The following is a 12,359-nucleotide window of genomic DNA, read 5'->3' as shown; positions in this document are numbered from 1 at the left end:
GCGGCTGGCCAGCGCCTCGATCAACGAAGGCAAGCCATGCCCGCGATGGCCGGCGCCCGGAAATATCGGCGTTCGATGATCTGGATCAACGCTCGGATAGGGGATGTCGGGTAATCCCGGCGGGAACTCGACAGTTGGCCGAAAACAGATTCCCCGCAATGACCTTCACGGCATTTCTTTCCGCCGTTCTGGCGCTTCTGCTCGCGCCCGGACCTACCAATACGCTCATCGGACTTGCCGGAGCGAAGGCCGGGGCAAGCGGCGTGTTGCGCCTGCTGCCGGCAGAACTGCTCGGTTATCTGACGACGATCCTGGCATTCGCATATCTGGGCGCGGAAATGCTGGGGCGTTGGCCTCAGGCGGCCGGAGTGCTCAAACTTGCCGCGGCCCTGTGGGTCATGTTCCTTGCGATCCAGGTATGGAGACGGCGCAACGATGCCGGCGCGCGCAGCGAAGTGACTGTGCCGAAGGTCTATCTGACCACCCTGCTGAATCCCAAGGCGCTGATTGTTGGCCTCGTTCTCCTGCCCCCGCTCGAGGACCCCGGGTTTCCTGCGAAACTCGGGCTGTTCTGCGTCGCGGTGGTGGGGGTGGCGCTGCTATGGGGCACGGCTGGCGCATTGATGCGAAACAGGGGACGCGATGGCCGCCGTCTCGATATGCTTCAGCGGATCGCATCGGTCTGGCTTGGGATCGTTTCGCTGACGCTGATTACAAGCGCGCTCAGGGTGTGATGCCACGCCCCTGGGCCGCCAGCGCCGAGCGGTCTATGGATGCAATGTCGCGAAAGCCGGACAGCGCCATGGCAAGCTCAAGCTCGGCGCGCAGGATGCGGATGACATGGGCCACCCCCGGGGCGCCCGCCGCCGCCAGGCCATAGACATAGGGCCGGCCGATGAGAACGGCGCTGGCGCCGAAGGCAAGCGCACGCAGTATATCGCTGCCACGCCGGATGCCGCCGTCCAGCAGGACCGGCACTGCGGCGGCCACCGCTTCGACGATCCCGGGGAGCAGCTCGATTGTCGCGGGCAACCCGTCGAGGGAGCGCCCGCCATGGTTCGATACGATGATCCCGTCCATGCCGGCCGCGATGGCTCTGCGGGCGTCCTCCGGATCGGTGATGCCCTTGAGCAGGATCGGAAGCCGGGTCAGCCCGCGCAGCCATTCGATATCCGCCCAGGCGGGCGCGTTTTCCAGCAGCGGCGCGCCGAACAGCAGCATTTCGGGCGAGGGGGGCGGCAGCATCCGCATGCCATGCAGATTCACGGCGCTGACCCCGTCCGGCAGGGCGAAGCCGGCGCGCTGTTCCCGATTGCGAAGGCCGTTGACAGGGGCGTCCACCGTCACCACCAGCGCGCGATAGCCGGCGGCCTCCGCTCGCCGGACGAGATCGACGGTAAAGTCCCGGTCGGGCTGGATGTAGAGCTGGAACCACAGCGGCGCCCGGGCATGAGCGGCAATGTCCTCGATCGGCGTGCTGGCCTGGGTGCTGGCCACCATGGCGGTGTCCAGGGCCCCGGCCGCGATCACTGTGGCAAGTTCGCCGTCGGGATGGGCGAGCTTCTGGAAGGCCACGGGTGCCAGCAGGATCGGCGCGGTCAGATCCATGCCGAGGAGCGAGACGCGCGTGGTCGCGCCCGAAAGGTCGCGCAGCACCCGCTGGCGCAGCGGGAGCCGGGCAAAAGCGGCGATATTCTCGCGCAGGGTCCATTCATCGCCCGCGCCGCCCGAGATATAGGCCCAGGCCCCCTCGGTCATCCGCTCGCGCGCCAGAGGTTCATAATCGCCGAGCGCGGCCACAAAGGAAGGGATGGCTTCGAGCGGCGGCTTGGTCATGTGACCGCCCATTCGCGCAGCAGATTGTGATAGAGGCCGGTCAGCCGCACGATCTCGGGATTGTCCGGATCGCGCGATGCCAGGGCTTGGATGGAATGGTCCAGATCGAGCAGCATCGCGCGGCGCGTCTGCTCGCGCACCAGGCTCTGAATCCAGAAGAAGGCCGCATAGCGGCTTCCGCTCGTCACGGGCGTCACCTCGTGCAGCGTGTTGGCCGGATAGAGCAGCATGGAGCCCGCCGGAAGCTTGATGCGCTCTAGCGCCCGGCCGAAGTCCGCGACAAGCTCGCCCCCTTCATAGCTGTCGGGATCGCTCAGGAAGAGCGTCGCCGAGAGATCGCTGCGGACCCGCTCTTGCGAACCCGGAACGCTGAACACGGCGCTGTCGATATGACGGCCATAGGCGCCTTGCCCGGAATAGAGATTGAAGCGCGGCGGCAGCACCTTGAGCGGAAGCGCCGCGGCGATGAACTGCGGCGTGGCCGAGAGCCGGCCAAGAATGGCGTTGCCCAACTCGATCCCGAGCGGGTCGTTGTCGGCCAGCTGCCGATTGGCCTTGGCGCGGGAAGCGACATGACCGGCCGTGCCCGCGCCCTCGGCCCAACTGGCCTCCGACAGGCGAGCACGGATTCCGGCGGCCTCTTCCGAGGACAGCACCGCCGGTATTTCGATCATCATGTGCGCTTCCTCTCTGCGTCACCGTCAGCCAGGGCCGACGGCGACGCAGGAGATGCCGTCAGAACCGAAAGCCCGCACTCACCAGCCATGTGCGCGGCGCGCCCAGCGTCGCGCGGCTGCCGTTCCAGTTGGTCGACAAAGCATATTTCTTGTTGGCGATATTGTCGACATTCAGGCGGACGTCGATGTTTTCGGTGACATCGTAGGACAGGAGCGCGTTGAACACCGTGAAGCTGGGCAGCTTGCCGTAACGTCCATTGGGAATGATCCGCAATGCATCGTCCGGCCGTCCCAGATAGCGCGACCCGGTATGCTGAACGCCCGCGCCGACCGTCAGGCCGAACGGCAGTTCGTAGCTGGTCCACATTGTTGCCGAGAAGTTGGGCGTGAAGGCCAGCCGATCCCCGTTTGTGCTGGTGAATGCGCCATAGTCGCCGGACCCGCTGGCTCCGGCCCGGCGGGCATCGTCGAGCGCTTGGCTGATCTTGCGCTTGCTGTCCATGATCAGCATACCCCCGAAGATATTCCAGGCTGGGGTGATCTGTCCCGTGGCGCTAAGCTCGATCCCTTCCACGACCTGCTTGTGATAGCCTTGCAGGCTGTCCGCCGTCTCGCCTGCCAGGCGGCCGACGACAGGCACGTTGCGCTTCTCGGTGCGGAACAGCGCGGCCGTGGTCGACAGGGCGCCGTCGAAGAAGTCCCACTTCAAGCCGATCTCGTAATTATGCGACCGGACCTGTTTGGCGTCGGGGACAAATCCCGGGAAGGCGTTGTCGCCGGTGCGCGAGATGTCGGGATTCGAGAGATAGGAGCCGGGCGGAAGAGTCGAGGTGCCGAAAGAGGCGTAGAAGCTGCCCGCCTCGACCGGCTTGAACACCAGGCCGACCTTTCCGCTGAATGAAAATTTGTCGCGCTTGAAACTGTCGGCGGCGCCGGTGGGCAACCCGGCGGCGGTCAGGCTGTCGATTTCGACCTCGTAGTTTTCGCCCCGGATGCCGCCGGTGATCTGGAACTGTTCGCTGAACTCGATCGTGTCGTAGAGGTAGAAGGACAGCGTATCGACCTTCACCCGCGCTGTTTGGGTCGCATTGAAAGGCGCCGCGCCCACGCGAATGGGATCGGGATCGAACAGGCTGGTCGATCCGGGCGCGGGAACGGCGGCGCCGAGGCGATCGGCATTGGACTTCTCGCTGGTGAATTCGACGCCGAGCGCAAGATTGTGCGAAATACCGCCGGTGTCGAACTTCGCCGAGAGGTTGGTGATGTTGCTGATGCTCTTGTTGACGCGATCATAGAACACCGTGCCGGTGGGAACGCTGAGCGTCGCGGGAGTGAAGCCGGTCGGATTGGTGAAGCGCGAAGCCCGCTTGATCCGGGACCAGCGGGTCTGGTTGCTGATCGTCACGGCGCTCGACAGGTCATATTCGAGCCTACCCAGGATGGAGTCCGCGGTGGTGTCGTCGAAATCGCTGGCAAGGCCATAGAAGCCGTCGCGCGGTGCCCCTTCGGTCAGCGGATTGTAGGCCGCGGACGCATCGAACGACTTCTTGCGGATGGTTGCGCCGGGCACGCCCCAGTCGGGCCGGTCGTCGCGTTCCAGATGCTCCCACGAGAGGATGGCCCGCAGGCTGGTGCCCAGCCCGACCGCGACCGACGGCGCTACGCCCCAGAACTTGTTCCTGGCCAGGTCGCGCCCGGGCACGCCGCTGTCTTCGACCACGGCGTTGAGGCGGACCGCGGCCGTGCCGCCGATCGGCTGGTTGATGTCGATCGTGCCGCGCTTGCGCGACTTGCTGTCATACTGATCGAAGCCGAAGCTGATGTCGCCCGAGACGAACCCGTCGAGCGTCGGCTTCTTGGTGTTGATGTTGACATAGCCAGCCGCGCTGCCCCGGCCATTGTCGGCGGCGGCGCCTTTCACCACTTCCACGGATTCGACGTTGAAGATGTCGCGCGCATAGCTGCCGGAGTCCCGGCTGTTGTCGATGAACACGTTGCCGCTGGAATCGAAACCGCGCAGCGTGAAATTGTTGGTCGAGGTGGCGAAGCCGTTCTCGCCGGCATCGAAGCTGATGCCCGGCGTATTGCGCAGCACATCGGCCAGGGTGCGCGCGGCGCGGTCGCGGATAACCTCCTGCGGAATGACGCTGATCGTCTGCGGCGTGTTGAGCAACGGCGCCGTGCTCTTGTCGGAGGCGGTTTCCGTCCGGTTATAGCTTTCGTCGATGGCCGTGTCGGTGACGGTCACGCCCCCCAGCCGTTGTTCGGGCTCGGACCGATCCTGAGCGAGCACCGGCGAGGTGCTGGCCATAAGGCCGATGCAGCCAAGCGCCAGCATGGCGCTGGGCGAACTGGCAAGTCCCTCGGGCTTGCTTCTTCCGGTTTCCTTGATCATATCCCTCACTTTACGCTACCCCCTGGTAATGCTAATCACTCGCAATCGTGTCATCCTAGGGGGAGATCGCGCCGCCATTGTCAATTGATGGTGCGCGACAGCAACAATTCAAAATTCCGATGCAACAATCCTGCAATAAATCCCTGGATGAGGTCGGCCCGGCTGGCGAAACGAGAGGGCCGCCGCTGCCCTCGCTGCTGATCGTCGACGACGATCCCGGAATGCGAACGGCCCTGATCAAGATCCTGCGCGCGAATGGCTATCATTGTCTGACCGCCGTGGACGGCAACGCCATGTGGGAGGTCATCGGCAGAAACAGCTTCGATCTCATTCTGCTGGATGTGATGATGCCGGGCGTCAGCGGGTTCGACCTGTGCCGGCAATTGCGGTTTCAGGACGGCAATCAGGTGCCGATCATCATCATCAGCGCGCGGGGCGAGGAAGCCGACCTGGTGACGGGGCTGGAGCTTGGCGCCGACGATTACATCGCAAAGCCCTTCAGCACCCGCGAACTGCTGGCCCGCATCCGGGCTGTGCTTCGTCGCCCTCCCCTGGTGGTAGATCCCGCACCGCGCCGGTCGGAACTCCTGCGGTTTGCCGGCTGGACGCTTGACCTTCGGCAACGGCAGCTGTTCGCCGGTTCGGGGGCCCGTGTTGAGCTGTCGGGTGCGGAATATGATTTGCTGGTGGCGCTGCTCGAGCATCCGCAAGTGGTGATCGGTCGGGACAATCTGCTGGAAATGTCGCGCGCGCGCCTCGGCAATGCCTCCGACCGGACCGTGGATGTCCATATCTGCCGGCTGCGCCGCAAGCTCGGCGATGAGGCGGATCGCACCTTGATCCGGACGGTGCGGGGCGCCGGCTATATCTTCACCCAGCCGGTCGAACGGGTTTGAGCTGGCCTCTTCGCTGGATAGATGGGCTGCGTGGACGGATCGCCGCGGCGCTCCTTGCCGCGCTGTTCGTCCAGTTCGTGGGCGGCGAGATCATCTTCAAGCAGCTCGAAACCGATCGGATGCAGCGTAATCGGGCCGAACGATTGGCCGAGCGCCTCGTCATGGCCGAAGAACTGATCGCCACCAATCCCGATAATGCGACGATCGCATTGATGCACAAGCTGTGGCGAAACAGGTTGACCGTCACCAGAACGGCTGCGGCCCCCGCGCTGCTTCCTTCCGATCCGCAGGACGAACTGGAAGAAATCCACGCGCGTATCGCGGCCGCTCTGCCCGGCATTGCCACCGATTCCCTCCGGCTGGTCAGGATCGGCAATACGCTGGAAGGGGCGATGCGGGCCAGGGACGGAAGCTGGCTCCACTTCCGCTCGGAAGGGCATTTCAAGGGCAACCCGATGATGCTCCACTATACGGCCTCGGTGCTTCTGCTGCTGGGCTGCGTGGTGCTGATCGCGCTGCTGTTCGGCCGGATGATCGCCCGGCCGCTTCATCAGATCGTCGAAGCCGCGGAAACCGTCCGGCGGGACGAGCCGGTCTCGGTCACGGTAGAAGGGCCGCGCGAGGTCCGGCAAGTGGCGAGCGCCTTCGAGGCGATGCAGGCGCGCCTGCTCGCCCATGTCCGCGAACGCGTCCAGTCGCTGGCGGCCATGTCGCACGACCTGCGCACTCCGCTTGCCCGCCTTCAGCTGAACGCTTCGCTGGTGGAGGATCAGGAGACGCGGGCGGCGATCGAGCAGGATGTGGCGGAGATGGGCGCGTTCGTCACATCGATCCTCGACTATCTGCGCGGTGACGATCCCGAGCCCGAGCAGCTTGCCGACATATCGTCGATCATCCTCACCGTGATCGACGAGGCGCGCGATCTCGGAGCCAATGTCACCTTCAGCGGGCCGGAACGGATGGAGCGCGTCACCCGCCCCCTGAAGCTCAAGCGCCTGATTCGCAACATCGTTCAGAACGCGGTACGCCACGGAGGCAATGCCCGGGTGAAGCTGGAGATCGAGCATCAGAGCATCGCCATCATAGTCGAGGATGACGGGCCGGGCATCCCGGAAGACAAGTGGGATGCCGTATTCGAACCTTTCGTGCGGATCGAATCCTCAAGGAACAGGCAGACCGGCGGCGCCGGTCTCGGCCTTGCGATTGCAAGGCAGCTGGCGGGCCGTCTGGGCGGGTCGATCGGCCTGGGCAATCTCGACAGCGGCGGGCTTCGGGTCGCCATTCGACTGCCTGACGAGGATCGTTCCCCTCCCGGGCTTGTCGGCGGCTGAGCGGCTTGCCCGCGCGGAGCGCGATTCAGCAAGTTGTCGGAACATCACCACATTTCGTCGTGCAAGCCGCGCCTTGCCCGGCGAGTTCACCTGACAGTCAGGAACGGCAAGGGATCGGCGGGATCGTCACCCCAATTTCGGGGCAGGGACGGGTCACAGACATGTCATTCATGAGCTTCCTCTCGGTCGGCTCCGCCGACCTTGCCATCGATTTGGGCACGGCGAACACAGTCGTCTATCTGCGGGGGCATGGCATAGTGCTGGCGGAGCCGTCGGTGGTGACGATGGAAACGGTCGACGGCAGGCGCCGGGTTCGCGCGGTGGGGGATGACGCCAAGCTGATGATGGGCAAGACGCCGGTCAATGTGCAGACGATCCGCCCGCTGAGAAACGGCGTGATCGCCGATCTCGATGTCGCCGAACAGATGATAAAGCACTTCATCCGCAAGGCTCATGCCAATCTGGGCGGGCGGCTGCGGGGCAATCCCGAAATCGTCCTGTGCGTGCCTTCGGGTTCCACGCAGGTGGAGCGGCGCGCGATCCGCGAAGTCGCCTCCAATGCGGGCGCGCGCAAGGTCTGGCTGATCGCGGAGCCGATGGCGGCGGCGATCGGGGCGGACATGCCGGTGACGCAGCCGGTCGGCTCGATGGTGGTCGATATCGGCGGCGGCTCCACCGAGGTCGGCATCATATCGGTCGGCGGACTCAGCATGAGCATGTCGGCCAGGGTAGGGGGCGACCGGATGGACGAGGCGATAACCTCCTACGTCCGCCGGTATCACGACCTGCTGATCGGAGAGGCGACGGCGGAGAGGATCAAGAAGGAATTCGGGCGGGCGCTGCCCGAGGAAGGAAGCGCGGCGACGCCGATCCTGATCAAGGGGCGTCACATCATTCGCGGCGTCCCCACCGAAATCACCATCACCCAGGCGGAGCTTTGCGAAGCGTTGAGCGAACCCATCACGCTGATTCTGGAAGCGGTCCGCAAGGCGCTGGAGATCACCGCGCCGGAAATCGCGGCCGACATCATCGATGGCGGAATAATCATGACGGGGGGCGGGGCGCTGCTGTCCCAGATCGACGTTCTGCTCTCGCGCGAGACGGGCCTGCCGGTCAGCATCGCGGAAGATCCGCTCAACTGCGTCGCGCTCGGCGCCGGGCGGGCGCTGGAGGATGCCGGCTATCGCGGCGTCCTGCATGTGATGTAAGCTGCTTCCGCATTGCTGGAAATGAGGTTCCGTTCGGCGAGCGGAACCGCCGGTGCATGATTTTCATCGGTCGTATGGTCCTGCGCCGGGAAAAAGTGCATCAGCGGGCCATGGCAAGGCAAAACATTGCGATAGTCACCGGGGGAGACACGCTCGAGGCCGCGAGTTCGGCGGCGAGCGCGCGCAATGTTCATGAGCATCTCGATCCCGCGCGGTTCAACCGCTTCCTGATCTCGGTCGAGAACTGGAAATGGCGGCTTGTGCAGGCGGATGGGATGGATGCCGCCCAACTCGCCGATGCGAGGATCGATCTCGCCGACTTCACGCTTGCCGTGGGAGCGGATCGAATTCGGTTCGACGCGGCATTCATCGCGATCCACGGGGCGCCCGCCGAGACAGGGCATCTGCAGGCTTATTTCGAGCTGGTCGGGCTGCCCTATACCGGGTCGGGCATCCTCGCCTCCGCGCTCGCGATGGACAAGCAATCCTGCAAGCATTTCCTCGCCCATGCGTTGGGCATCCCGACCCCTGTGCATCGCTATGTCACAGATGGCGAAGAGGCATTCGATCCGGCCGCGCCGGGCATCGCCTTCCCCTGCATCGTCAAGCCGAACTCCTATGGGTCCGGCATGGGGGTCGCGCTGGTGGCGGATCGGCAGGCGCTTGAGAGAGCTGTGAAACGCATCCACGCGCTGGGTCAGGACATATTGATCGAGCAATTCATCTGCGGGCGGGAATTTACCGTCGGCGCGCTGATGCTGGACGGAAAGATCGAGATACTGCCGATTGCCGAAGTGTTTCGCCCCGATCATTCGGCCGCGCTGCACGAGGTGGGAGAGGTGGTCTTTACCGACAGGCAGTCCGCCGAACTGGGGCTGGACCCCGATCTGCCGGATGGCTGCAAGGAGCGGCTTTGCGATTTGACCGCAAGGATCGGGCGGGCCATGAATTGCCGGAGCTTCTACCGCGTGGATTATATGCTGGACCGGGATGGTGGCGTCTATTTTCTCGAATTGAACACGATCCCCGGAATGACGCCGAGAAGCGTGTTCACCCGGCAGATGGAACGCGCCGGCATCGGGCAGGCGGATATTTACAACCGGATCGTTCAGGACATGCTGGCGCGATCAGTCGCCGGCGGGTGACGGCTCCCGGAACGCGAAGGGGAGATCGCGATCTCCCAGCAGGATCTGCGGCAGTTCCGCATACTGGAATTCCGGCGGGGTGGCGGACGGGGTCAGGCTGTTCACGAAATTGAGGAGGTTCCCCGCATCATTGGACGCGGCGATCGTGTAGAAATTGCCGCTGTTCCAGATGATGACCGCCGTGGAGAAGAGTTCGCTGAGGGAGCCGGTTAATTCCTCGAGCGTGACGAGTTGCCTGTCCATATTGTGGACGATGGTCTGCTTCTTTTCCTCGATCTTCTCGCGCGAGAAAAATCTCGCCTTGAACTCGTCGTCCTTCTGCCTCTCGCGCCGTGCGAATTCTTCCGCGTCCGGAAGCCAGAATTTCTCGAGAAGGACGAATATGCCGTCGCTGCGAAGATTTTGGGCCGCGATCTGGATCGGGGCGAGCCGCGACTTTCCATACATCTGGAAAGTGGTGTCTTCGATTACGAAGTCGAACCCGTCCTTGAAGTCATGAATGCCGCGTTCCGGCAGGGATGCCGCCGATACGTCGAAAAACGGGCCGAGAAAGAAATGCGCGCTGCCCGGCGGCCGGCCATGGTGGAATGCAGCTTCATTTTCCCTGTTGGGGCTGCAGGTCAGTGTCCTGATCCTGCCTTGGGAAATATCCGTGAGCGACCGGGCGGTGACGCCCGAAGCATCCCCGAGCGTGTAGACATCGAGCGGGCGCTGCCGCGTTTCGTCGATCCACCGGCCATATCGCAGCAAGGCAGCCCCGAACCTGCATTGTTCCTCGAGCACATAGGGCAGGGATGCGATGAAATGCTGGTTGAACGTGCCGGCGTGCCGTTCGCGGATCTTCGCATATTGCAGGCTCAGGCCATCGTGGCGCAGTAGCTCAGGGTCCAGTATGATCGGAAAGTCCGGCGCGCCCTTGCGGCCGGTGGCAAGATCCGAAAACTCGCCCAGCATATGGGTAAGCCGGGGGGATTGCCGCGCCGAGGCGATATAGGCCGCGATCTCGGTTTCGGATATTGCCATGCCGGTCAGTCCCGGAGCGAAGGCTGGGGCAGGCGCAGCCCGACTATCTGTTTCAACTCTTCGGGCGCGGCGAGCGGAATGGATTCCCCGCTATGGCGGCGCAGCACATCCAGCCAGACAGGATCGACTTTCCCGTCATCGGCCATCGTCACATCGACGCGATCCATCGGCATCCCGAGGCTGGCCAGTTCCTCCGGTGTGCAAATGACGACAATGCGCGAGACGGCTGCATTGGTGAGCAATGACCGCGTGGCGTTCACGGGATTGCGCGCATTGATGAGCAATCGGACCGGACCTACGCCGGCGCTGTTTCCACAGCGCCAGCCCAGCCCGGGCTGGGCAAGAAGCTCGCTGCTATAGTGTTCGGCTTCAGGCTGCGATGCTATAATCAGCATGGAGGGTATCCTGGCCGGTTTCGGGCCGAGGATGATGTCGCCGATGCCGCCCACATCGCGATCGTCCACCAGATGCCCGCGCAGGGAAGGGTAGAGGTTTATTTCGAGGAACTTGCCGATCTCCTGATAGGAGCGGGAAATATCCGGGGTGAGATAGTCGAAACCCACCACCTTGAGGCAGAGAGTTTCCGCCAATGCCTCGACGATGAACTTGATATCGGGATGAACGAGATGCGACACATCGGTGTTCGCCGCGCCGGTTCCCTGCAGCGGGATGCTTCTCAACCTTATTTTCGTGCCTGCCTCGGGCACGGAATCCCGGCTGTAGCCCTGCTTTGCGAGAGCGGAATCGAAGTCCGCGTCGAACGGGACAGGTCCGAGGTAGCTGCCCGGCGTTGCGGTGGCCGTGCGGGAATCGTTGAAAGCCCGGCCAAGCGCGAGAATGGTGCTTCGGCCATCGCCGGTTACCTGAGCCGGATCGCGCCGCGTCGCCGCAACGAATTTGCCGCGAACGACGAGAAGGCGGTGGACGTCGCCTTCCACATGGGATTCAATCATGACCGGAGCGGAGGAAACAGCTCTGGCGCCGGCAAAGGCTTGCGTCAGTTCCTCCATATCCCGGATGTTCACCGAAACGCCCCGGGCCTGCCCGCGGTCGATCGGCTTCACGACGCAAGGCCAGCCAATTTTTTCAGCGGCCGTGCCAAGGTCATTCACGCCCATTACCAGCATATGCGTGCTGACCGGCGCGCCCATGGAATGGAGGTAGGCTTTGCTCAGGACCTTGTCGCCGGCAATCCTTTCCCCGATGGCGGAATCTTCTTCCGAACTGCTTTCGAAAAATCGAGCGGAACGGCAGCCCCACCCGAATTGCCATATCTTCAATTTCCGGAAGAAGGGGAGCCAGGGCAAATCCCTTGCCCGGGCGGCTTCCATCAGGATCTTGGCCTGGTAGTCCGGGTGAAGTACGCGGCATTTCCCCCAGAATTTCCCCATTATCCGGTCCGCCTGTTCGCGGTTCAATGGACCACGGCCCGCTGCCACGAAGAATTTCGCGGCGAGGTTGAGGCATTCCTGAGTCAGGTCCGGATCGTGAAAACCCAGCCACAGGGCAATCCCGTCATCCGTCTGCCTGGCTCCGCCGGAATGGATAAATCCGCGAACCTCGTTCAGCGCCGCGAGCGACCATTCCACCAGATAGCGGGCCACGAAGAGTTCCATGCTTTCTTCGGGCCGGCGCGGCGTTCCGCGCCACCATGCCCCAAAGCTATCGGCCATGCGGGCCGCATGGATTTCGAGATCGGGGTTGCCCGCCCGATCGATGCGGAAGTCGAAGGCGATGACCGGATCGCCGGCATGGGGATTGGGGCCGAAATACCGCCGGGCATCTGCAAAGCTAATCATCTGTTTCGTCCGAATATTCGGGTTCAGCCCGGAGTCTGCACTGTGGAGT

At 63.7% G+C, this 12,359-nt stretch carries 10 protein-coding genes; 5 read left to right on the top strand and 5 right to left on the bottom strand.

The window, feature by feature from the left end; genetic code table 11:
- The first annotated feature begins 158 nt into the window (after window positions 1-158).
- Window positions 159-734, top strand: a complete 576-nt coding sequence (locus tag U8326_RS10430; RefSeq protein ID WP_324740193.1) for a hypothetical protein — start codon at window positions 159-161, stop codon at window positions 732-734.
- Here the strand turns inward: U8326_RS10430 and U8326_RS10425 are convergent.
- From U8326_RS10425 to U8326_RS10415, 3 genes are read right to left on the bottom strand one after another with little or no spacing between them, the layout of a single operon-like run.
- Window positions 724-1,836, bottom strand: coding sequence for an alpha-hydroxy acid oxidase (locus tag U8326_RS10425; protein WP_324740191.1), 1,113 nt, complete (start codon window positions 1,834-1,836; stop codon window positions 724-726). The genes U8326_RS10430 and U8326_RS10425 overlap by 11 nt on opposite strands.
- Window positions 1,833-2,513 carry a Fe2+-dependent dioxygenase gene (locus U8326_RS10420; protein ID WP_324740190.1) on the bottom strand — a complete coding sequence of 227 codons (681 nt, stop codon included), beginning with the start codon at window positions 2,511-2,513 and terminating at the stop codon, window positions 1,833-1,835. Before U8326_RS10420 ends, U8326_RS10425 begins: the two co-directional genes overlap by 4 nt.
- 58 nt (window positions 2,514-2,571) lie before the next feature.
- Complete coding sequence (locus U8326_RS10415; protein ID WP_324743578.1) at window positions 2,572-4,908, bottom strand: TonB-dependent receptor; 2,337 nt, start codon at window positions 4,906-4,908, stop codon at window positions 2,572-2,574.
- Between the two features lie 119 nt (window positions 4,909-5,027).
- Between U8326_RS10415 and U8326_RS10410 the strand changes: the two genes are divergently transcribed.
- The 4 genes from U8326_RS10410 to U8326_RS10395 all read left to right on the top strand — a co-directional run bounded on the left by U8326_RS10410 (window position 5,028) and on the right by U8326_RS10395 (window position 9,488).
- Window positions 5,028-5,804, top strand: coding sequence for a response regulator transcription factor (locus U8326_RS10410; protein ID WP_324740189.1), 777 nt, complete (start codon window positions 5,028-5,030; stop codon window positions 5,802-5,804).
- Window positions 5,801-7,135, top strand: coding sequence for an ATP-binding protein (locus U8326_RS10405; RefSeq protein WP_324740188.1), 1,335 nt, complete (start codon window positions 5,801-5,803; stop codon window positions 7,133-7,135). Before U8326_RS10410 ends, U8326_RS10405 begins: the two co-directional genes overlap by 4 nt.
- Window positions 7,136-7,296: 161 nt before the next feature.
- A complete protein-coding gene (locus U8326_RS10400) occupies window positions 7,297-8,343 on the top strand; it encodes a rod shape-determining protein (RefSeq protein WP_324740187.1) in 1,047 nt (348 codons plus the stop codon).
- 110 nt (window positions 8,344-8,453) lie between these two features.
- Window positions 8,454-9,488 (top strand): D-alanine--D-alanine ligase family protein, encoded by a 1,035-nt coding sequence (locus U8326_RS10395; RefSeq protein ID WP_324740186.1) that lies wholly within the window; start codon window positions 8,454-8,456, stop codon window positions 9,486-9,488.
- On the opposite strand, the gene U8326_RS10390 is transcribed toward U8326_RS10395, so the two are convergent.
- Entirely contained in the window at window positions 9,471-10,511 is a 1,041-nt protein-coding gene (locus U8326_RS10390) for a hypothetical protein (RefSeq protein WP_324740185.1), read from the bottom strand. The genes U8326_RS10395 and U8326_RS10390 overlap by 18 nt on opposite strands.
- A 5-nt stretch (window positions 10,512-10,516) precedes the next feature.
- Window positions 10,517-12,310 carry a hypothetical protein gene (locus U8326_RS10385; RefSeq protein ID WP_324740184.1) on the bottom strand — a complete coding sequence of 598 codons (1,794 nt, stop codon included), beginning with the start codon at window positions 12,308-12,310 and terminating at the stop codon, window positions 10,517-10,519.
- Window positions 12,311-12,359 lie beyond the last annotated feature (49 nt).

This window comes from Tsuneonella sp. CC-YZS046 (genome assembly GCF_035581365.1).
In the GTDB taxonomy this organism is placed as follows: Bacteria; Pseudomonadota; Alphaproteobacteria; order Sphingomonadales; family Sphingomonadaceae; genus JAWKXU01.
The sequence above is the reverse complement of the archived record's forward strand: the minus strand, read 5'-3'. Positions and strand labels throughout refer to the sequence as shown.

What these genes read in the sequence shown, in the direction of transcription:
- U8326_RS10430 (WP_324740193.1), top strand. Translation starts at nt 159, where the DNA reads ATGACCTTCACGGCATTTCTTTCCGCCGTTCTGGCGCTTCTGCTCGCG.
- U8326_RS10425 (WP_324740191.1), bottom strand. Translation starts at nt 1,836, where the DNA reads ATGACCAAGCCGCCGCTCGAAGCCATCCCTTCCTTTGTGGCCGCGCTC.
- U8326_RS10420 (WP_324740190.1), bottom strand. Translation starts at nt 2,513, where the DNA reads ATGATGATCGAAATACCGGCGGTGCTGTCCTCGGAAGAGGCCGCCGGA.
- U8326_RS10415 (WP_324743578.1), bottom strand. Translation starts at nt 4,908, where the DNA reads ATGATCAAGGAAACCGGAAGAAGCAAGCCCGAGGGACTTGCCAGTTCG.
- U8326_RS10410 (WP_324740189.1), top strand. Translation starts at nt 5,028, where the DNA reads ATGCAACAATCCTGCAATAAATCCCTGGATGAGGTCGGCCCGGCTGGC.
- U8326_RS10400 (WP_324740187.1), top strand. Translation starts at nt 7,297, where the DNA reads ATGTCATTCATGAGCTTCCTCTCGGTCGGCTCCGCCGACCTTGCCATC.
- U8326_RS10395 (WP_324740186.1), top strand. Translation starts at nt 8,454, where the DNA reads ATGGCAAGGCAAAACATTGCGATAGTCACCGGGGGAGACACGCTCGAG.
- U8326_RS10390 (WP_324740185.1), bottom strand. Translation starts at nt 10,511, where the DNA reads ATGGCAATATCCGAAACCGAGATCGCGGCCTATATCGCCTCGGCGCGG.
- U8326_RS10385 (WP_324740184.1), bottom strand. Translation starts at nt 12,310, where the DNA reads ATGATTAGCTTTGCAGATGCCCGGCGGTATTTCGGCCCCAATCCCCAT.